This is a genomic window from Streptomyces sp. NPDC007872 (genome assembly GCF_042868165.1).
In the GTDB taxonomy this organism is placed as follows: Bacteria; Actinomycetota; Actinomycetes; order Streptomycetales; family Streptomycetaceae; genus Streptomyces.
Window position 1 is genome coordinate 34,473 of the sequence record NZ_JBIAEA010000004.1, and the last position, 18,258, is coordinate 52,730.

At 73.1% G+C, this 18,258-nt stretch carries 23 protein-coding genes; 15 read left to right on the forward strand and 8 right to left on the reverse strand.

The genetic code is table 11. From position 1 onward, the window contains the following. Positions 1 to 30 precede the first annotated feature (30 nt). The 4 genes from ACFYNX_RS14585 to ACFYNX_RS14600 form a co-directional block, all read right to left on the reverse strand. Entirely contained in the window at positions 31 to 753 is a 723-nt protein-coding gene (locus ACFYNX_RS14585; RefSeq protein WP_388661612.1) for a response regulator transcription factor, read from the reverse strand. 20 nt (positions 754 to 773) lie between these two features. After that, positions 774 to 1,880: a S1C family serine protease gene (locus ACFYNX_RS14590; protein WP_388661614.1), complete on the reverse strand. Its 1,107-nt coding sequence runs from the start codon at positions 1,878 to 1,880 to the stop codon at positions 774 to 776. 124 nt (positions 1,881 to 2,004) lie between these two features. Continuing rightward, a complete protein-coding gene (locus tag ACFYNX_RS14595; protein ID WP_365548707.1) occupies positions 2,005 to 3,066 on the reverse strand; it encodes a LacI family DNA-binding transcriptional regulator in 1,062 nt (353 codons plus the stop codon). A 24-nt stretch (positions 3,067 to 3,090) separates the two neighbouring features. Further along, positions 3,091 to 3,900, reverse strand: coding sequence for a response regulator transcription factor (locus tag ACFYNX_RS14600; protein ID WP_365548709.1), 810 nt, complete (start codon positions 3,898 to 3,900; stop codon positions 3,091 to 3,093). Positions 3,901 to 4,343: 443 nt separating this feature from the next. Here ACFYNX_RS14600 and ACFYNX_RS14605 point away from each other — a divergent pair, with 443 nt between their 5' ends. The 7 genes from ACFYNX_RS14605 (at position 4,344) to ACFYNX_RS14635 (ending at position 8,704) form a co-directional block, all read left to right on the forward strand. Beyond that, positions 4,344 to 4,598: a MoaD/ThiS family protein gene (locus ACFYNX_RS14605; protein WP_365548712.1), complete on the forward strand. Its 255-nt coding sequence runs from the start codon at positions 4,344 to 4,346 to the stop codon at positions 4,596 to 4,598. An 11-nt stretch (positions 4,599 to 4,609) separates the two neighbouring features. Then, the gene (locus ACFYNX_RS14610; RefSeq protein ID WP_388661616.1) at positions 4,610 to 5,860 is read left to right on the forward strand and encodes a hypothetical protein; all 1,251 of its coding nucleotides are present in this window, start codon (positions 4,610 to 4,612) and stop codon (positions 5,858 to 5,860) included. 148 nt (positions 5,861 to 6,008) lie between these two features. Further along, positions 6,009 to 6,695 (forward strand): DUF2993 domain-containing protein, encoded by a 687-nt coding sequence (locus tag ACFYNX_RS14615; RefSeq protein ID WP_365548718.1) that lies wholly within the window; start codon positions 6,009 to 6,011, stop codon positions 6,693 to 6,695. Between the two features lie 211 nt (positions 6,696 to 6,906). Then, a complete protein-coding gene (locus ACFYNX_RS14620) occupies positions 6,907 to 6,987 on the forward strand; it encodes an Ms5788A family Cys-rich leader peptide (protein WP_351229977.1) in 81 nt (26 codons plus the stop codon). 150 nt (positions 6,988 to 7,137) lie between these two features. After that, the gene (locus ACFYNX_RS14625) at positions 7,138 to 7,983 is read left to right on the forward strand and encodes a sulfurtransferase (RefSeq protein WP_365548721.1); all 846 of its coding nucleotides are present in this window, start codon (positions 7,138 to 7,140) and stop codon (positions 7,981 to 7,983) included. Positions 7,984 to 8,035: 52 nt separating this feature from the next. Further along, entirely contained in the window at positions 8,036 to 8,323 is a 288-nt protein-coding gene (locus ACFYNX_RS14630; RefSeq protein ID WP_030220952.1) for a DUF1416 domain-containing protein, read from the forward strand. Positions 8,324 to 8,404: 81 nt separating this feature from the next. Next, positions 8,405 to 8,704, forward strand: coding sequence for a DUF3099 domain-containing protein (locus ACFYNX_RS14635; protein ID WP_388662542.1), 300 nt, complete (start codon positions 8,405 to 8,407; stop codon positions 8,702 to 8,704). A 22-nt stretch (positions 8,705 to 8,726) separates the two neighbouring features. Here ACFYNX_RS14635 and ACFYNX_RS14640 read toward each other — a convergent pair whose 3' ends face one another. Next, on the reverse strand, positions 8,727 to 9,089 hold the full coding sequence (locus tag ACFYNX_RS14640; protein WP_388661619.1) for a DsrE family protein: 363 nt from the start codon (positions 9,087 to 9,089) through the stop codon (positions 8,727 to 8,729). A 103-nt stretch (positions 9,090 to 9,192) separates the two neighbouring features. On the opposite strand from ACFYNX_RS14640, the gene ACFYNX_RS14645 reads away from it, so the two are divergent. The 6 genes from ACFYNX_RS14645 (at position 9,193) to ACFYNX_RS14670 (ending at position 13,990) form a co-directional block, all read left to right on the forward strand. Next, complete coding sequence (locus ACFYNX_RS14645; RefSeq protein WP_388661621.1) at positions 9,193 to 9,990, forward strand: hypothetical protein; 798 nt, start codon at positions 9,193 to 9,195, stop codon at positions 9,988 to 9,990. Next, complete coding sequence (locus ACFYNX_RS14650; RefSeq protein ID WP_388661623.1) at positions 9,987 to 10,775, forward strand: hypothetical protein; 789 nt, start codon at positions 9,987 to 9,989, stop codon at positions 10,773 to 10,775. The genes ACFYNX_RS14645 and ACFYNX_RS14650 overlap by 4 nt, the downstream gene beginning before the upstream one ends. Beyond that, entirely contained in the window at positions 10,772 to 11,638 is an 867-nt protein-coding gene (locus ACFYNX_RS14655) for a hypothetical protein (RefSeq protein ID WP_388661625.1), read from the forward strand. The genes ACFYNX_RS14650 and ACFYNX_RS14655 overlap by 4 nt, the downstream gene beginning before the upstream one ends. Before the next feature lie 229 nt (positions 11,639 to 11,867). Then, entirely contained in the window at positions 11,868 to 12,440 is a 573-nt protein-coding gene (locus tag ACFYNX_RS14660; protein WP_365548739.1) for an FABP family protein, read from the forward strand. A gap of 55 nt (positions 12,441 to 12,495) precedes the next feature. Then, positions 12,496 to 12,942: a Fur family transcriptional regulator gene (locus tag ACFYNX_RS14665; protein WP_125667067.1), complete on the forward strand. Its 447-nt coding sequence runs from the start codon at positions 12,496 to 12,498 to the stop codon at positions 12,940 to 12,942. 67 nt (positions 12,943 to 13,009) lie between these two features. Then, positions 13,010 to 13,990, forward strand: coding sequence for a YgfZ/GcvT domain-containing protein (locus ACFYNX_RS14670; RefSeq protein ID WP_388661627.1), 981 nt, complete (start codon positions 13,010 to 13,012; stop codon positions 13,988 to 13,990). Positions 13,991 to 13,994: 4 nt separating this feature from the next. On the opposite strand, the gene dtd is transcribed toward ACFYNX_RS14670, so the two are convergent. Then, entirely contained in the window at positions 13,995 to 14,420 is a 426-nt protein-coding gene (dtd, locus tag ACFYNX_RS14675) for a D-aminoacyl-tRNA deacylase (RefSeq protein WP_388661629.1), read from the reverse strand. 129 nt (positions 14,421 to 14,549) lie between these two features. Between dtd and ACFYNX_RS14680 the strand changes: the two genes are divergently transcribed. Further along, positions 14,550 to 15,149 (forward strand): ABC transporter substrate-binding protein, encoded by a 600-nt coding sequence (locus ACFYNX_RS14680; RefSeq protein WP_365548749.1) that lies wholly within the window; start codon positions 14,550 to 14,552, stop codon positions 15,147 to 15,149. Between the two features lie 84 nt (positions 15,150 to 15,233). Next, entirely contained in the window at positions 15,234 to 16,478 is a 1,245-nt protein-coding gene (locus tag ACFYNX_RS14685; protein WP_388661631.1) for a GNAT family N-acetyltransferase, read from the forward strand. Between the two features lie 33 nt (positions 16,479 to 16,511). On the opposite strand, the gene ACFYNX_RS14690 is transcribed toward ACFYNX_RS14685, so the two are convergent. Beyond that, entirely contained in the window at positions 16,512 to 17,273 is a 762-nt protein-coding gene (locus ACFYNX_RS14690) for an ABC transporter permease (protein WP_388661633.1), read from the reverse strand. After that, positions 17,266 to 18,243: an ATP-binding cassette domain-containing protein gene (locus ACFYNX_RS14695; protein ID WP_388661635.1), complete on the reverse strand. Its 978-nt coding sequence runs from the start codon at positions 18,241 to 18,243 to the stop codon at positions 17,266 to 17,268. Before ACFYNX_RS14695 ends, ACFYNX_RS14690 begins: the two co-directional genes overlap by 8 nt. Between the last annotated feature and the right edge of the window lie 15 nt (positions 18,244 to 18,258).

Sequence of the window (18,258 nt, forward strand, 5' to 3'; positions counted from 1 at the left end):
CGGAAGGCGCGGGCGGGAACGGGGGCGCCGTCACTCCCCGCCCCCTCCGCGCAGCGCGTACCCCACGCCCCGCACCGTGTGGACCAGGCGCGGCTCGCCGCCCGCCTCCGTCTTGCGCCGCAGGTACATCACGTACACGTCGAGCGAGTTCGAGCTCGGCTCGAAGTCGAAGCCCCACACGGCCTTGAGGATCTGCTCGCGGGTCAGCACCTGGCGCGGGTGCGCCAGGAACATCTCCAGGAGCGTGAACTCGGTCCGCGTCAGCTCCACGGTCCGGCCGCCCCGGGTCACCTCGCGGGTGGCCAGGTTCATCCGCAGGTCCTCGAAGGAGAGGACGTCGTCGGCCGGGGCGGCGTCCGCCGCCGCGTACGAGCTGCGGCGCAGCAGGGCCCGGATGCGGGCGAACAGCTCGTCCAGCTCGAAGGGCTTCACCAGGTAGTCGTCCGCGCCCGCGTCGAGCCCGGTGACCCGGTCGCCGACGGTGTCGCGGGCGGTGAGCATCAGGATCGGCACGGTCGAGCCGGACGCCCGGATGCGGCGGGCCGCCGTCAGGCCGTCCATGCGGGGCATCTGCACGTCCAGGACGACGAGGTCGGGGGCGTACGCCTCCATGGCGGCGAGCGCGTCCAGACCGTCGACGGCGTCCCGCGTCCCGTACCCCTCGAAGGCGAGGCTGCGGCGCAGGGCCTCCCGGACGGCGGGCTCGTCGTCGACGATGAGGATCCGCTCGGCTTCGTTCTGCTGTCCCGTCATGGGGGCAGCGTCCCACGTGTTCAGTTGTCGCCGCCCGAGCGGAGTCCGTCCAGGTCGGCCTTCACGGTGTCGATCGGGATCGCGAATCCGAGGCCGACGCTTCCGGCCGTGGATCCGTTCGAGGAACTGGGCGAGTACATGGCCGAATTGATTCCGATGATCTCGCCGTTCATATTGATCAGCGCGCCGCCGGAATTCCCCGGATTGAGCGAGGCGTCGGTCTGGAGCGCCTTGTACGTGGTCTTCGACGAGCCCGTGTCGCCGTTGAACTGCTGCCCGCCGAATTCGAACGGCCAGCCCTGCCGGGGGTCGTACTGCTGCCGGCCCTGACCCTGGCTCTGGTCCTGCCCCTGGTCCTCGTCCTTGGCGACGGTCACGTCCCGGTCGAGGGCGGAGACGATGCCGCTGGTGACGGTCCCGGTGAGTCCCTCGGGGGAGCCGATCGCCACGACCCCGTCGCCGACCTTCACGTCCTTCGAGTTCCCGAGCGAGGCGGCCTTGAGGCCGGAGGCGCCCTTCAGCTTGATGAGCGCCAGGTCCTTGTCGGGGTCCGTGCCGACGACCTCGGCCGGGTAGGTCTTGCCGTCGTTCGTCCGCACGGTGATCTCGGAGGCGCCGGAGACCACGTGGTTGTTGGTGACGATCTCGCCGTCGGAGGTGATGATCACGCCCGAGCCGGTGGACTTGCCGGAGTTCGAGGCGGCGGAGATCTCCACGATGGAGGGGGAGACGGCCGCGGCGACCCCGGCGACCGTGCCGGTGCCGCGCGCGGCCACGTTCGTGCCGGCCACGGGGGCGGAGGCGGAGGCGGTCGCCGTGCCGTCGGCGGCGAGCCGCTGGACCAGCGTGGCCGTGCCGCCGCCGATCGCGGCGGCCGCGATGGCCACGGCCGCCATGAGCCCGACCCCGCGCTTCGCACGGCGGCGGGGACCCGGGGCGGGGGCGGGGGAGGCGGTGGCGGCGGGCACCGGGCCCGTCGGCGGCGGGACGTGACCGCCGTGCCCGCCGGACGGCCGGATCGTGGTGCCGTGGTCGGTGGTGAACGGCGCGTACGGGGCCCGCCCCGGCTCGTACGGCGGCCTCGGCGGGTAGTACGGCTGCTGCGGCTGCTCCTGGTGATCCGTCATGGGAAGACTGTCGGATCCGTACATGAGAGCCGTCTGAGGAGCGGCTGAGAAGCCCGACAGAAGCCCGTATGCCCGATATGAAGCCCGTACGGGGGCCGAGGGACGGAAGCCCCGGGACCCGGCCTCAGCGCGGGGTCGAGAGCCGCGCCAGGTCCGGTCCGCCGCCGTCGCAGCCGCAGGAGCGGCGCACGATCAGGGCCGACGGGAAGAGCTTCACGCGCTCGCGGCGCGAGCCCGCCACCCGCAGCGAGTCGTCGAGGACCAGGTCGACGGCCGCCCGGGCCATCGCCGGACGGTCCGAGTAGACCGTGGTCAGCGGCGGGTCGGTGAGCGCCGCCTCCTTCACGTCGTCGAAGCCCGCGACCGCCAGCTCGGTCGGCACCTCGATCCGCAGCTCGCGCGCCGCCCGCAGCACGCCGAAGGCCTGGTCGTCGGTGGAGCAGAAGATGGCCGGCGGCCTGTCCGGGCCCGCGAGCAGCTTGAGGGCCACCTGGTAGGCGTCGTAGCGGTTGTACGGCGCCTCGAAGAGCCGGCCCTCGGTGGAGCGGCCCGCCTCGACCATGGCGCGCCGCCAGCCCTCGACGTGGTCGGCGACCGGGTCGCCGACGGCCGGGGTGTTCGGGACGCCGCCGAGGCACGCCACGTACGGGTGGCCGTGCTCCAGGAGGTGGCGGGTGACGAGCTGGGCGCCGCCGATGTCGTCGGTGACGACGGCCACGTCGTCGATCGCCTCGGGCCGCTCGTGCAGCAGCACCACGCGCGCGTCCCAGGCCTCGATCTCGCTCGCGGCCTGCTCGCTCATGCCCTGGCTGACCAGGATCAGACCGGAGACCCGCATCCCGAGGAAGGCGCGCAGGTAGTGGATCTCGCGCTCGGTCCGGTAGTCGGAGTTCCCGACGAGGACCATCTTGCCGCGCTCGGCGGCGGCCTGCTCGACCGCGTGCGCCATCTCCGCGAAGAAGGGCTGGCGCGCGTCCGGGACGATCATGCCTATGAGGTCGGTGCGCCGGGACGCCATCGCCTGGGCCACCCGGTCGGGGCGGTAGCCCAGCTCCTTGATGGCGGCGAGGACACGCTCGCGCGTGGCCGGGGCGACCGGCCTGGGTCCGTTGTTGATGACGTAGCTCACGACCGCGGTCGAAGTACCCGCCAGTCGCGCTACGTCATCCCGCGTCACCTTGGCCACGCGCGGCAGTCTACGCGGGGGGACCTACCTGCCGGCAGGCCGCACTGTGGCGTCCGCCACGTTCCTGTCCTCCGCGGGGGTGACGTCCTCCGTGGCGCCCTTGACGCGGGCGCTCGCGCGCGCCTCCTCCTTGGCCCGGGCCTCCTCGGCCGCCCGCTCCACCTTCTCGGGGGTGACGAAGCGGTAGCCGACGTTGCGGACGGTGCCGATGAGGGACTCGTGCTCGGGACCGAGCTTGGCCCGCAGCCGCCGTACGTGGACGTCGACCGTACGGGTGCCGCCGAAGTAGTCGTACCCCCACACCTCCTGGAGGAGCTGCGCGCGCGTGAAGACCCGGCCCGGGTGCTGGGCGAGGTACTTCAGGAGCTCGAACTCCTTGAAGGTGAGGTCCAGGACGCGGCCCTTGAGCTTCGCGCTGTACGTCGCCTCGTCGACCGACAGGTCGCCGTTGCGGATCTCCATCGGGGAGTCGTCGGAGACGATCTGCTGGCGGCCCGTCGCGAGCCGCAGCCGCGCCTCGACCTCGGCCGGTCCGGCCGTGTCGAGGAGGACGTCGTCGATGCCCCAGTCGGCGGTGACGGCCGCGAGGCCGCCCTCCGTGACGACGAGGACCAGCGGACAGCCGGGCCCGGTGGAGCGCAGGAGCTGGCAGAGCGAGCGCACCTGCGGGAGGTCGCGCCGGCCGTCGACGAGGATCACGTCCGCGCCGGGGGTGTCCACGAGGGCCGGGCCCTCGGCCGGGGCCACCCGGACGTTGTGCAGCAGCAGGCCGAGGGCGGGCAGCACCTCGGTCGACGGCTGGAGGGCGTTGGTCAGGAGGAGCAGTGAACTCATCGCCCACCACCTGCCCCGGTCGTGGTCATGCGATCGTGCTCGGTTCGCTCGCCCATAAGGTCGGTTCCTTCCTCGGTCCCTGCGAGGACGTGCACTGCTTCGTACGGCTCTGCCGGCTCTCGCGCCCTGAGAGCTTTTGTTCATCCGTCCGTAACAACGGCCGGAAAACGCAAAAGGACCCGGTGGCTGCGTCGCCCGGATCCTCTGCCCAGCAGAATAACCCAGATGCCTTCCGGTGGAGAGGGCGGATTTCACATCGTGGATGTCTCTTCGCTCACTCCCGGCACCCGGAACGCCATGTTGCGCAGGGACGAGCGGTCCGTGTCGCGGCGGTTCGCGCACGCCCTCCCGCGAGGATCACCGGTACGGCGGTCACCGGTCCGGCCCACGCGCGCATGGCCCATCATGGGAGCGGCGCGCACACGAACGAAGGGAGCGCCGCTATGGCAGCGGGAACCATCCGCTACTGGGCCGCGGCCAAGGCGGCCGCCGGTGTCGCCGAGGAGCCGTACGCCGCCGAGCACCTGGCCGAGGCCCTCGACGCGGCCCGCGCGAAGCACCCGGGCGAGCTCGTCCGGGTCCTCCGGCGGTGCTCGTTCCTGGTCGACGGCGACCCCGTCGGCATCCGGAGCCATGAGACCGTACGGCTTGCCGAGGGCGGCACGGTCGAGGTGCTCCCCCCGTTCGCAGGAGGGTGAACCCCAGAGCAATGAGCAACGACCAGTACTACGGCGGACAGCAGCCGGACCCGTACGCGGACGGGCAGCGGCCGTACGACCCGTACGCGGGCGGGCAGCAGGACCCCGACGTCACGCAGACGTGGGAGGGCCAGACCTGGGACACCCAGTACCAGCCGGCCGTCCAGCCCCGGCCGCAGGCCCCGGGCCCGTACGAGCAGCCGCAGCCGTACGGGGAGTACGGGGAGTACGGGGAGCAGCGGTATGCGCCGCAGGCGTACGGGCAGCAGGCGCAGCCCCAGGCGTACGAGCAGCAGGCGCAGCCGCAGTCGCAGGCGTACGGACAGCAGCCCCGTGAGCCGCAGCCGCAGGCATACGGGCAGCCGCAGCCGTACGCGGGCGCGTACCAGCCGCAGCAGACCGCCGCCCCGGCTCCGGCACCGGCACCCGCGCCCGCCCCGGCCCCCGCCCCCGTGGGCGGCGACGGGCCCGCCTACTCCTCGCCCACCACCTCCGGGAACACCCGGATCACCGACGCCCAGCGGGCCCGTGCCGAGGGGCGCTCGCCGATCATCGAGCCCGGCATGCAGCCCGCCGCCCTGACGGCGGTCCTCGGCCTGCTGCTCGCCGGCGGCGCCGCCCTCGGCCCGTACGGCCTGCTCCTCCCGCTCGTCCTGCTCCAGGCGCTCACCGCGGCCGGCTGGTTCCGGCTCAACGGCATGTGGCCGGCCCGGCAGGGCATCGCCCTCGCCTTCGCGGGCGGCCTCGTCGCCGACGGCGCCCTGCTCGCCGTCGGCCGGGAGAACGCCGCCCCCGCGATCCTGGGCACGCTCGGCGCCTGGGTGCTGCTCTGCCTCGTCCTCCAGCTCCGCAGCCACGCGGACCCGGACGAGCGGATGTACGGCCTGATGGCCACGGTGGCCTCGGCGGCCCTGACCGTGATCGCCACCGGGCACCTCGGCGCGGCCCCCGACGCAGTGGTCGTGGGCGGGATCGCGGTCGCCGCCGCCGTCCTCGCCAAGGCGCTCCCGCTGCCGGGCCCGGTCCCGGTCGTCGCCGCGCTGCTCGCCTCGGCGGGCGCGGGGATCGCGGCCGGCGGGCTCACGGACCTGGGCGCGTCCGGCGCGCTGCTCGGCCTCGGCGCCGGGGTCTGCGCCCTCGTCGGCCTGCGGGCGGCCAGCTACGACTACCCGTCGCGGTTCGTCCACATGACCGCGGGCATCGCGCTGCCGCTGACCGCCGCCGCGCCCGCCGTGTACCTGCTGGGCCGCGCCCTGGCCTGACGGCTGGGCTCCGGGCACCGCCCGGGCGTCCCGTAGGGGCGACCCGGGCCCGTCCCCGAGACCGTCCGGACTCGGGAACCAACCGGACCTCCGGCACGTCGATCTTCGTGTCGGGGGTCGAAAACTTTCACGGGGGGACGCACATTCCATGCGAGCACTGCGGATTCTGCTCATCCTGGCCGTCGTCCTCGGCGGGATCTTCGTCGGGATCGACCGCCTCGCCGTGGCCTACGCGGAGTCGGAGGCGGCGGGCCGGATGAAGCTCTCCGGCGCGCGGAGCGACTCGATCGAGGTCGACATCAAGGGCTTCCCCTTCCTGACCCAGGCGGCGGCCAAGCACCTCGACCGGGTCGACGTGCGGGCGGCCGGCATCCAGGCGCAGGCGGGCGACCGGAAGATACGGGTCGGCGAGCTGGACGTCGTCCTGCGGGACGTGACCGTGACCGGCGACTTCTCGGGCGCGAAGGCCGGCACCGCGACCGGCACCGCCCTCATCTCGTACGCGGACCTCACCGCCGCCTCCGAGCACGAGGCCACCCTCGCCTACGGCGGGGACGGCAAGGTGAAGGTCACCGGCAGCGTCGAGGTCATGGGCCGCACCCTGACCCGCTCGGTCCTCTCGACCGTGACCGTGGTGAACGGCGACACGATCAAGGTCCGCGCCGACGAGGTGCCCGGCGAGGGCATCCCGGGCGTGGAGGACCTGGTCCGCGCCCGCACCGACTTCGAGCGCCCGCTCCACGTGCTCGCCGGCATGAAGGTGGAGAAGGTCGAGCCGCGCCCGGAGGGCCTGGCGGTCACGGTCTCGGGCAAGGACATAGCCCTGGCGGGCTGAGCCCGTCCGGGGCCGCGCGGCCCCTGCCCCTACCGGCTGGTCACATGTTGAGACGGCGCCGTCCGATCCGCAGAAAGAGAACCGGACACCTCGGTGCGGAGGCGCCCGGAGCCGCCCCGCGCCGTGATCACGTCTCGCATACCGGACGATCGCGTCTCGAAATATGACACGCCGGTGACACGGCCGCCTGTCCGTCCCTACGATCGGGACCATGAAGCGACAGGCGGATCTCACGAAGCGGCGGGCAGTAGACCTGTGCCGCGTCGCCGCCATGCTCTGTCGCCCCGTCTGAGCGGGACGTCCGACCCCGCTTTCCTCACGGCCCGTCGACCGAAGTCGGGGCCACATCCCGCGCAGCCGTACGCCGTCGTACGCACGTTTCCGACGCGTACCCGCACCACCCCGCACCGCACCGCCGCACACTGCCCCGGAGGAGAACAGCATGGCTCGCAGCGACGTCCTGGTCGACGCGGACTGGGTCGAGGCCAACCTCGACAACCCGCAGGTGGCCGTCGTCGAGGTCGACGAGGACACTTCGGCCTACGAGAAGAACCACATCCGCAACGCCATCCGCATCGACTGGACCAAGGACCTCCAGGACCCGGTCCGCCGCGACTTCGTCGACCAGGAGGGCTTCGAGAAGCTCCTCTCGGCCAAGGGCATCGCGAACGACACCACGGTCGTGCTCTACGGCGGCAACAACAACTGGTTCGCCTCCTACGCCTACTGGTACTTCAAGCTCTACGGCCACCAGGACGTGAAGCTCCTCGACGGCGGCCGCAAGAAGTGGGAGCTCGACTCCCGCGACCTGGTCGACGGCTCCGAGGTCCCGAACCGCCCGGCCACGGAGTACAAGGCCAAGGCCCAGGACGCCTCGATCCGTGCCTTCCGCGACGACGTCGTGGCCGCGATCGGCGCCCAGAACCTGGTCGACGTGCGCTCGCCCGACGAGTTCTCCGGCAAGCTGCTCGCCCCGGCGCACCTCCCGCAGGAGCAGTCGCAGCGCCCGGGCCACGTGCCGAGCGCCCGCAACATCCCGTGGTCGAAGAACGCCAACGACGACGGCACCTTCAAGTCGGACGACGAGCTCAAGGCCCTCTACGAGGCCGAGCAGGTCGACCTGGCGAAGGACACCATCGCCTACTGCCGCATCGGTGAGCGCTCCGCGCTCACGTGGTTCGTCCTGCACGAGCTGCTCGAGGTCCCGAACGTCAAGAACTACGACGGCTCGTGGACCGAGTACGGCTCCCTCGTCGGCGTGCCGATCGAGCTCGGCGCCGCCAAGTAACCCTCCGGACCTCCCCTTCTTCCGGACCCCTCGACCGTAAGGAAAGAACAGCATGTGTGGAGCGCAGCCCGGCGGCCCCGACGCCTCGACGATCAAGCCCGGTGAGACCACCATCCAGGGCTTCGTGACCAAGGACGGCGAGCCGGTCACCGGTTACGTCCGCCTCCTGGACTCGACCGGCGAGTTCACGGCCGAGGTTCCGACCTCCGCCACCGGACAGTTCCGCTTCTACGCGGCCGAGGGCACCTGGACCGTCCGCGCGCTGGTGCCGGGCGGCACCGCCGACCGCAAGGTCGTGGCGCAGAAGGGCGGTCTCGCGGAGGTCGCCATCGCGGTCTGATCCGCGACGCCTTACCGGCCGAAGGGCCGTGCCTCCTGGGGGTTGGACGCCATTCCGGGACTTGGGGCACGGCCCTTCGGTCTGCCCGCGCGCGCCCGGCGGACGTACGCTGAAGGGGTGTACGCACGCCGCCGCCACGTCTACTTCTGGATGATGGGCGCCTGCCTGTTCCTCTTCGTGGGCGCCTGGGCCGTCGTACGCCTCTTCTCGACCCCGGCCGCCGTCGCCATGTGCGTCGTCGCCATGGTCATCCCCCCGGCCGCCGCGATGGTCGCCAACCGCCGGGGCCCGGAGGACCGCTGGTGGGACGATCCCTCGGGCGACCCGCAGTCGGACGATTGGTGGGACGAGCTGGACGGGAAGAAGCGGCGGGAGCGGTAGGGGCCGCGTCCCGGTGGGCGTCTCAGTAGACGAGGGCCTGCGTCTCGTCCGCCGTCGCCTCCTGGACGAAGACCTGCGCGCCGGCGATGCGGACGCCGGCCAGGACGTCCTTCTCCGTGATCTCGCGGCGGGCCGCGCACTGGGTGCAGAGCGTCACGCGCCCGCCCGCCAGGATCGAGTCGAGCAGGTCCGGCAGCGGCGCGGCGTGCGGGAGCTCGAACTCGGCGGCCCGGCCCGGGAGGGCGAACCAGGAGGACTCGCCGGTCAGCCAGAGCGAGACCTCGACCCCGCTGGCGACGGCCACGGCGGCCACCGTGAAGGCCTGCGAGCAGCGTTCGGGGGCATCGGCCCCCGCGGTCACCTTGATCACGAGCTTCTTCGCCATGTCCCGAACTGTAATGCGCGGCACCACAACCTCATGCACCCCTCACGTGTCAGGGGGGTGCACGGGTTACGGAATCCGCGCTTCAGGTCTCGTGGGGGGACTCTTGAACGACGAGGAAAACAGCCCCGACCAGGGGGAAACGACACCGGACGACACGGTGCCCGCGCCCTCTGCGCGGCCCCGCCGCCGGGGGCTCCGTACGGTCGGGCTGCTCGCCGTCGCCGCCGTCGTCGGGCTCGTCGGCGGCACCGCCGTCGGCTACGGCATCCAGGCCGGACGCGCACCGGTCCCGCTGCCCGCCCTCAACCAGCCGGGCCTCGCGTACCCGGCGAAGCCGCTCCCGAAGGACCGGGAGCCGGAGCCGCTGTCCGCGGCGGAGGACCGCGGGGCGAAGACACAGGGCGACCTGCGGAAGCTGCTGCTGCCGAGGCCGGCGTCGGCCCGGGCCGACGAGGACCAGCCGGACGGCTGGCAGTCGTTCGCCGATTACGTCGACGGCTTCACCCGGCCCGAAGCGGCGCTGGAGACCCAGCTCGACCTGGGCATCCGGCGGATCGCCACGCGCGCGTGGCGCACGGGCGAGCACAAGAGCGTCGAGATCGACCTCGTGCAGTACCGCCCCACCTCCGCGCAGGGCGCCCGGGAGCACGTGATGCAGCAGCAGCGGATCGCCATCGGCGAGAGCGGGGCCGGCACCCTCGGGACCGCCGTGAAGGGCTCCTCGGAGGGCCGCTACTTCGTCTATCCGGTGCGCCGCGAGGCGGGCTACCTGGACGCCTACGAGGCCCGCGCCTTCATCCAGCGCGGCGACATCGCGATCACGATCCTCATGTACGACACACACGAGATAGCCGAGAGCGAGATCCGTTCTCTGGCCGAGCGGCAACTGGGGCGCCTGTGAGCGAGAAGTCGGGGACCCGCGCACGCCGGATCCTGAAGAACGCACTGGCCTCCGTGCTCGTGCTCGGTGCCGTCGGCGGCGGCGCCGCGTACACCGTCGTCACGGTCGACCGGGCCGACCGCTCCGCCCCCACGGTGGCGTGGGCGGACCCCACCGCGACCGCGACCGCCGGGGACCCGGCCGCCGGCGTCCACCGGGGCCGGGCGTCCACCCCGATGAGCGGGCTCCTCCTGCCGGTGCCGGAGGGGTACGTGCTCGGTGCGGACGTCCAGGGGTACGGCAACGACGACGAGCTGCCGGCGGCGGAGGCCGCGGCCCTCCTCAAGCAGACGGGCCGCGGCTTCTACGGCAAGGAGCGCCGCGCCTACGAGAAGGAGGTCGACCGGCTCGGCGTCCAGGGCATCGCGATGCGCTCGTACGCCAGCGAGGACAGCACCCTCCAGGCCGAGGTCCTCATCCTGCGGATGAAGGACAAGAAGACGGTCCGCGAGTTCTTCGAGCTCCGGAAGGACCTGTCCGAGCTCCTGGAGCTCCGCAAGGGCCCGAAGATCAAGGAGCACGCGACGAACGCCGCCTGCTACCTGGGGCCGAAGCCCCGGAAGCCCGAGCAGCGGGAGGGGCGGGAGCGGACCCCCGACCTCCAGGACATGAGCTGCACGGCGTACGACGGCGAGGTCATGGTCACCGTCGTGGCGTTCGGGGCTCCGCCCTTCGACCAGAAGGCCGTGGCCGATCTCGTCGAGAAGCAGCTCCGCCACATCGAGTCCCCGGGGGAGTACGTATGACCGAGCAGTTGGCCGAGCAGGGGACCGAGCGGCCGGCCGGGCAGTCGGCCGAGCAGCCGGCGCCGGTGCCCGCCGACGGGACGGCGGCTCCCGCCTCCCCCCGCCGCGCCCGCCGCGTCCTGTGGGCCGTCGCCCGCTGGACGGCCGCCGTCGTCGTGTGCGGCGGCGTGGGGGCCGGCACCGCCGCGGGGATCACCGCGCTCGACCGGGACGACGTGCCCGGTCTCGCGACCGAGGGCGACGGGCGCTGGGAGTACCCGGTGCTCCGCCTCCCGGCGCTCCCGGTGGACCGGCCCCGCCCCTTCACCGAGGGCAACGAGGGCGAGGTCCACCACGCCGACCTGCGCGAGCTGCTGCTGCCCGCGCCGGCCGGAGCGACGCCCGACCCGACGCTGGACGGCGGGTTCACGTCCACCGGCGCGTACCTCTCGCTCTACGGGAAGGAGTTCCGCGGGGAACTGGAGCGGACGCTGGCGGACTCCACCCTGCGGCACGTCGCCGCCCGGGCGTGGACGATGCCGGACGGCACCCGCACCAGCGTCCACCTGCTCCGGTTCGGCTCGGTGGGCCACGCCGAGGCGTACAAGGACGTGGCGGTCCAAGCGGACGCCGCGGACGGCCCGAAGGCCCTGCCGGAGGGGGTGGAGGGCCTCGTCATGGAGAGCTTCGCGGACGACGTCGAGGTGCCGGACACGAGCCTGTACGCCTTCCGGGAGAAGAAGCCCTACGGTCCCGAGCAGACCCGCTGGGCCTACATCCAGGCCGGTGACGTCCTCGCGGTGGTCACCCAGACGCGTCCGGGCGAGGCGCTCCTCGTGCCGTTCCAGCAGACGGTCACCCTGCAGAACCAACTGCTCGGCTGACCGCCCGCCCCGAGACCCACCTCACCGAGTGGGCCGGACCCCGGGCCACTAAGCTGGGGTCCGGCCCGTTCCGCCTTCACACCTCAGTCGAGGAGCACCCCGTGATCATTTTCTTCGAAGCTCTGCTGGTCCTGGTCTGCGTCGGCGTGCTCGCCTTCGCGGGTCTGACCGTGAAGAAGCTGTACCAGGGCCAGCGGTAATCCCCCTCTAGAGAACGCCAGAGCTGCTCATGATCGAGATCCCGTCCGACCTCAACCCGGACCTCGTCCCCCTCGCGTTCCTGCTCGGCACGTGGGAGGGCGCGGGCGTCTCCGACTTCCCCGGCGCCGAGAAGTGCAACTTCGGCCAGTCCGTGACGTTCAGCCACGACGGCCGGGACTTCCTGGAGTACCACTCGCACTCCTGGGTCCTGGACGAGAAGGGCGAGAAGGTCCGCCCGCTGGAGAGCGAGAGCGGGTACTGGCGGATCGACAAGGACCGCAAGGTCGAGATCGTCATGGTCCGCGACCAGGGCATCGTGGAGATCTGGTACGGCGAGCTCGCCGACCAGAAGCCGCAGATCGACCTGGCGACGGACGCCGTCGCCCGCACGGCCGCCTCGGGCCCGTACAGCGGGGGCAAGCGCCTGTACGGCTACGTCAAGAGCGACCTGATGTGGGTGGGCGAGAAGGCGACCCCCGAGGTCCCGCTCCGTCCGTACATGTCGGCGCACCTGAAGAAGGTCGTCACGCCGGAGGAGGTCGCGGAGATGGCCCGCAACCTGCCCGACATGCCGGACGACGGCATCGCCTTCTTCCGCTAGAAGCCGTTCCGGGAAGCCCTGGGGTCGTGCGCCGCGCCCTCCTACACTGGGGGGCGTGGTGAGCACCGACTGGAAGAGCGACCTGCGGCAGCGCGGCTACCGGCTGACGCCGCAGCGCCAGCTTGTCCTGGAGGCCGTCGACGCGCTGGAGCACGCGACGCCCGACGACATCCTCTGCGAGGTCCGCAAGACGGCCTCCGGGGTGAACATCTCCACCGTGTACCGGACCCTGGAGCTCCTGGAGGAGCTCGGGCTCGTCAGCCACGCGCACCTGGGGCACGGGGCCCCGACGTACCACCTCGCCGACCGGCACCACCACCTCCACCTGGTCTGCCGGGACTGCTCCGGGGTGATCGAGGCGGACGTCGAGGTGGCCGCCGAGTTCACCGGGAAGCTCCGCGAGACCTTCGGCTTCGAGACGGACATGAAGCACTTCGCGATCTTCGGGCGGTGCGGGGACTGCGCCGCGAAGAAGCGCGGGGAGGCCCCGGCGGGCGAGTAGCCCTCCTCGCGCGTCCCCGGACCCGGCGGCCCGGCAGGGCCTGGACACGGAGTCGTAGGCTTTCCCCATGCAGCGACCTTCCACGACCAGCCCCCTGCTGTCCCTGCCCGGCGCCGTCGCCGCCGAAGGGCGCGACGAGGGCGTCGCCGCGCACTACGGCGACCTGTTCCGCGAGCAGCGCGCCCTCTCGGAGGGCGAGGGCTTCGTCGACCTCTCGCACCGCGGCGTCGTCGCCGTCTCCGGCGACGACCGGCTGAGCTGGCTGCACCTGCTGCTCACCCAGTACATGACCGACCTGCCGCCCGGGCGGGCCACCGAGGCGCTGGTCCTCTCCGCCAACGGGCACATCGAGCACGCCCTCTACCTCGTCGACGACGGCGAGACGGTGTGGGCGCACGTCGAGCCGGGCACGCAGGGCGAGCTGATCGCCTACCTGGAGTCGATGAAGTTCTTCTACCGGGTCGAGGTCGCCGACCGCACGGAGGACACCGCGGTCGTCCACCTCCCGGCCGGCTCCATCGCCGGGGTACCCGAGGGCGTCGTCGTACGGGAGACCCCGCACGGGCGCGACCTGTTCCTGCCCCGCGCCGACCTGGAGCCCTTCGCCGCCTCGCACGGCCCGGCGGCCGGGATCCTCGCGTACGAGGCGCTGCGGGTCGAGGCGTACCGGCCGCGGCTCGGCTTCGAGACCGACCACCGGACCATTCCGCACGAGATCGGCCTCATCGGCGGCGCCGTCCACCTCCAGAAGGGCTGTTACCGGGGGCAGGAGACCGTCGCCCGCGTGCAGAACCTGGGCAAGCCCCCGCGCCGCCTGGTCTTCCTGCACCTGGACGGCAGCGAGGTGCTCCTGCCGGGCCACGGGACCCCGGTCCGGCTCGCGTCCGACGGCGAGGACGGGCGCCAGCTCGGCTTCGTGACCACCGCCGTCCGCCACCACGAGCTGGGTCCGATCGCCCTGGCCCTGGTGAAGCGGAACGTTCCCGTGGACGCCCCGCTGGTCGCCGGGACGACGGCGGCCGCGCAGGAGGTCGTCGTCGAGCCGTAGGCCGTCAGACCTCGATCAGCACCGTGAACGGGCCGTGGTTCGTGAGCGAGACGCGCATGTCCGCTCCGAAGCGGCCCGTCTCCACGTGCGCGCCCAGCTCGCGCAGTTGGTGCACGACCTCGTCCACGAGGGGCTCGGCGACCGGGCAGGGCGCGGCCGCGTTCCAGGTGGGGCGGCGGCCCTTGCGGGCGTCTCCGTAGAGGGTGAACTGGGAGATCACGAGCAGCGGCGCGTTCACGTCGGAGCACGACTTCTCGTCGGCCAGCACCCGGACGGACCAGAGTTTTCTGGCCAATCGGGCGGCCTTCTCCGGGGTGTCGTCATGGGTCACCCCGACCAGGACGCACAGCCCCTCGCCCTCGATCCCACCGACGGTCTCCCCTGCGACGACGACGCTCGCGCCGTCGACCCTCTGCACCACTGCTCGCATGCGCCCCAACCTACCCACCCGAACGCGGGAGGGGCCGAACGGGTGCAGAGCGCCTGCACGCGCACGGGTGGGAGTGGCACCATGCGTGTCAGGCGGTGCGGCTCCGCACCGGTCGAGGGGACGAAACTCATGAGTGCACCTGGCACCGGGCCCACGCCGTCCGGTCCCGTACCGCTGACGCGGGCGGGCGGTTCCTCCGTGACGCGGCCGCCCGCGCAGCGGACCTCCGAGCCCGCCCTGCCGGAGCGGGCGCAGTGGGACCTCGGCACGCTGGGGCTGCCCGAGCTGCGCGCGCTGCGCCGGGACGCCCGGAGCGACGAGGCCGACCTGAGCTACGTGCGGCGGATGCTCCAGGGCCGGATCGACATCCTGCGGGCCGAGCTGGCGCGCCGGACCGATCCGGAGGCGCCGGTCCTCGACCGGCTCCCGGAGATCCTCGCGGACGTGCCCTCCCGGCACCGCACGTCGGCCCGGCACGTGACGCTGTCGACGCCGCGCGGGGAGGAGTACCGGCGGCTCGCGAACGAGATGCTGTCCGAGGTCGAGCTGTCGGACCTGACGGCCCGCACGGACGACGAGCTGCACGCGGCGATGGGGCGGCTCGCGGGGTACGAGCAGCAGGTCTCCCGGCGCCGGCAGGAGCTCCAGCGGACGGCCGACGACTGCGGGGCGGAGATCGCCCGCCGGTACCGGGAGGGCGAGGCCCAGGTCGACGACCTGCTGGCCTGAGGCTTTCCGGGGGTGCTTCCGCCCCGCTTCCGGGCGGTCGAAAATCCGGTGCGGGGCCGTCCGGGGCCTGCGTAGGGTCGAAGGATGACTGTCGACATACGTCCGGTGACGGAGTCCGAGTTCCCCGACTGGCTGCGGGGTCTGCGCACCGGTTTCCTCCGTCCGCCCGACGTGCCCGACGGGGACGTGGCCGACCGGCTGCCGCACGTGGACCTGGCGCGGACCCTCGGGGCGTTCGACCGGGACCGGGTCGTCGCCACCTTCCGCTCGTTCCGGCAGGAGGTCAGCACGGTCGGCGGGGGCGGCCTCACCGCCGACGCGATCACCCAGGTGACCGTCTCGCCGACGCACCGGCGCCAGGGCCTGCTGAGCCGCATGATGGCCGCCGACCTGGCCGTCGCGAAGGAGCGGGGCGACGCGCTCGCGACCCTGATCGCCGCCGAGTACCCGATCTACGGCCGGTTCGGCTTCGGTCCGGCGAGCTGGACCACCGAGTGGAGCGTGGACCTGCGGCGGGCCGGGCTCGACCCGCGCCGCTCGGGCCGCCCCGAGGACGGCGGCCGCGTCGACCTGTCCGACGGCGACGAGATCCGCAAGACCGGGCCCGCGCTGCACCGCCGGCTCGCCGGGGTCCGGGCCGGCGTCACCGACCGGACCGAGCGCACCTGGGCCCAGGGCACCGGCCTCGGCTTCCAGATCGACCCGTGGACGGAGCCGTACTACGCGGTGTACCGGTCGGAGTCCGGCGAGCCCGAGGGGTTCGTGTCGTACCGCTCGGACGACAAGTGGGACGACAGCAAGCAGCCGGTGAACACCGCGACCGTGCGCGACCTGATCGCCGTCACCCCGGCCGCCGAGCGCGCCCTGTGGCTCTACCTCTGCTCGCTGGACTGGGTGACCACCGTCCGCTCCGGCTACCGCGCGCCCGACGACCCGCTGCCGGAGCTGCTTCCGGACCCGCGCGCGGCGAGGACGGTGTCCCACGCGGACATGCTGTGGGTCCGGGTCCTGGACGTGCCCCGGCTCCTGGAGGGGCGTACGTACCCGGTGGCGGACGCCCTCGTCCTGGAGGTGCGGGACGCGGACGGCCTCGCGGGCGGGCGCTTCCGCCTCGACGCCTCGCCGGAGGGCGCCTCCTGCGCCCGTACGGACGCGTCCGCCGACCTCGTCCTCGACGTCGCCGAGCTGGGGACGCTGGCGTTCGGCGACCGCTCGGCGGTACGGCTCGCCCGGCTCGGGCGCGTCGAGGAGGCCACGCCCGGCGCGGCGGCCCGCGCCGACCTGCTCTTCCGCACCCCGCTGCGGCCGTTCTCGCCGGACATCTTCTGAGCCGTCCCCCGGCCCCGCCGTGCCCCGGGCGGCTCAGCGGGTGCGGCGGCGGAAGAGGACGCCGGCGGCGGCGAGCGCGAGGGCGCACAGGCCCGCGCACCAGGCGAGCGCGATCCAGGGCGCGTTCCCGACCGGCAGGCCGAGCAGCAGTCCCCGCATCGACTCGATCAGCGGGGTCACCGGCTGGTGTCCGGCGAAGCCGTGCAGCCAGCCCGGCATGCTGTCGATCGGGACGAACGCGCTGCTGGGGTACGGCAGGAACATCATGAGGAAGGTGACCGCGCCGGCCGCCTCCGGCGTCCTGGCGACGAGACCGGCCGCCGCCGACAGCCAGGAGACGGCGGTGATGAAGGCGAGCAGCAGGCCGACGGCCGCGAGCCAGCCGCCGGGGGAGGCGGCGGGGCGGAAGCCGATGAGGAAGGCGACGCCGAGGACGAGCGCGGTGGAGAGCAGGTTGCGGGCGAGGGACGCGGCGACGTGTCCGGCCAGGAACGGCGTGCCGCCGACGTCGAGGGTGCGGAAACGGTCCACCACCCCGCGCCGCATGTCCTCGCTGACGGAGACGGCGGTGCCCGCCGCGCCGAACCCGGCGCAGAGGACGAGGACGCCGGGAACGACGTAGGTGACGTACCGGGTGCCGGTGCCGGTGTCGATGGCTCCGCCGAAGAAGTAGACGAAGACCAGCATCAGCATGACCGGCAGCAGCATCGAGGTGAGGACGGCGTCGAGGTTGCGGCGGCTGATCCGGATGCCGCGGCCGGCGAGGACGCTCGCGGCGGAGAGGGCGTCAGACACGGCTGGGCTCCTTGTCGTGGTCGATGCGGCCGGTGTCGCCGGCTTCGGTGAGGGCGAGGAAGACGTCGTCGAGCGTGGCCGTGTGGAGGGTGAAGCGGGCGATGTCCCGGCGCTCCGGGTCGAGGACGTCGAGCAGGTCCCGGACGTGGGCGGCGCTGCCGTCGGTGGGGACGCCGAGGGCCAGGGTCTCGGGCGCGGCGGTGGCCGTACGGCCGGCGGCGGCGGACGTGAGGCGCAGATAGCCCTCCCGGTCCCGGGCGACGAGGTCGAGCCGGTGGCCCGCGTACCGCGACTTGAGCGCGGCGGGGGTGCCGGCGGCGAGGGTGCGGCCCTCGCCGAGGACGCTGATCCGGTCGGCGAGCCGGTCGGCCTCCTCCAGGTACTGGGTGGTGAGGAAGACGGTCGTGCCGGCGGCGGAGAGTTCGCGGACCGCGTCCCACAGCTCCTGGCGGCTGCGCGGGTCGAGCCCGGTGGTGGGTTCGTCGAGGAACATCACCCGGATGGTGCCGGGGTCGCGGACCAGGCCCGCGGCGAGGTCGAGGCGGCGGCGCATGCCGCCCGAGTAGGTGCCGGTGAGGCGGTCGCCCGCCCCGGTGAGGCCGAAGCGTTCGAGGAGTTCGGCGGCGCGGCGGGCGGCGGCGCGGCGGGAGAGCCCGGAGAGCCGGGCGACGGTCCGCAGGTTCTCGGCGCCGGTCTGGGTCTCGTCGACGGCGGCGGACTGGCCGGTGAGGCTGATCGCGCGGCGGACCCGGGAGCGCTCGGTGACGACGTCGTGCCCCGCCACGCGCGCGTGGCCGGCGTCGGGGGCGGTGAGGGTGGCGAGGATCCGGACGGTGGTGGTCTTCCCGGCGCCGTTGGGGCCGAGCAGGGCGAAGACGGTGCCCTCGGCGACCCGCAGGTCGAGGGCGTCGAGGACGCGGACGGTGCCGTGGCTCTTGGACAGGCCGGTGGCTTCGATGGCCGGAGGCATGGCGTGCTCCCTGGG

Bases quoted from the DNA above. Each gene is read 5' to 3' on its own strand.
- ACFYNX_RS14585 (WP_388661612.1), bottom strand. From the start codon at position 753: ATGACGGGACAGCAGAACGAAGCCGAGCGGATCCTCATCGTCGACGAC.
- ACFYNX_RS14590 (WP_388661614.1), bottom strand. From the start codon at position 1,880: ATGACGGATCACCAGGAGCAGCCGCAGCAGCCGTACTACCCGCCGAGG.
- ACFYNX_RS14600 (WP_365548709.1), bottom strand. From the start codon at position 3,900: ATGAGTTCACTGCTCCTCCTGACCAACGCCCTCCAGCCGTCGACCGAG.
- ACFYNX_RS14605 (WP_365548712.1), top strand. From the start codon at position 4,344: ATGGCAGCGGGAACCATCCGCTACTGGGCCGCGGCCAAGGCGGCCGCC.
- ACFYNX_RS14610 (WP_388661616.1), top strand. From the start codon at position 4,610: ATGAGCAACGACCAGTACTACGGCGGACAGCAGCCGGACCCGTACGCG.
- ACFYNX_RS14615 (WP_365548718.1), top strand. From the start codon at position 6,009: ATGCGAGCACTGCGGATTCTGCTCATCCTGGCCGTCGTCCTCGGCGGG.
- ACFYNX_RS14620 (WP_351229977.1), top strand. From the start codon at position 6,907: ATGAAGCGACAGGCGGATCTCACGAAGCGGCGGGCAGTAGACCTGTGC.
- ACFYNX_RS14625 (WP_365548721.1), top strand. From the start codon at position 7,138: ATGGCTCGCAGCGACGTCCTGGTCGACGCGGACTGGGTCGAGGCCAAC.
- ACFYNX_RS14630 (WP_030220952.1), top strand. From the start codon at position 8,036: ATGTGTGGAGCGCAGCCCGGCGGCCCCGACGCCTCGACGATCAAGCCC.
- ACFYNX_RS14640 (WP_388661619.1), bottom strand. From the start codon at position 9,089: ATGGCGAAGAAGCTCGTGATCAAGGTGACCGCGGGGGCCGATGCCCCC.
- ACFYNX_RS14655 (WP_388661625.1), top strand. From the start codon at position 10,772: ATGACCGAGCAGTTGGCCGAGCAGGGGACCGAGCGGCCGGCCGGGCAG.
- ACFYNX_RS14660 (WP_365548739.1), top strand. From the start codon at position 11,868: ATGATCGAGATCCCGTCCGACCTCAACCCGGACCTCGTCCCCCTCGCG.
- ACFYNX_RS14670 (WP_388661627.1), top strand. From the start codon at position 13,010: ATGCAGCGACCTTCCACGACCAGCCCCCTGCTGTCCCTGCCCGGCGCC.
- dtd (WP_388661629.1), bottom strand. From the start codon at position 14,420: ATGCGAGCAGTGGTGCAGAGGGTCGACGGCGCGAGCGTCGTCGTCGCA.
- ACFYNX_RS14680 (WP_365548749.1), top strand. From the start codon at position 14,550: ATGAGTGCACCTGGCACCGGGCCCACGCCGTCCGGTCCCGTACCGCTG.
- ACFYNX_RS14685 (WP_388661631.1), top strand. From the start codon at position 15,234: ATGACTGTCGACATACGTCCGGTGACGGAGTCCGAGTTCCCCGACTGG.
- ACFYNX_RS14695 (WP_388661635.1), bottom strand. From the start codon at position 18,243: ATGCCTCCGGCCATCGAAGCCACCGGCCTGTCCAAGAGCCACGGCACC.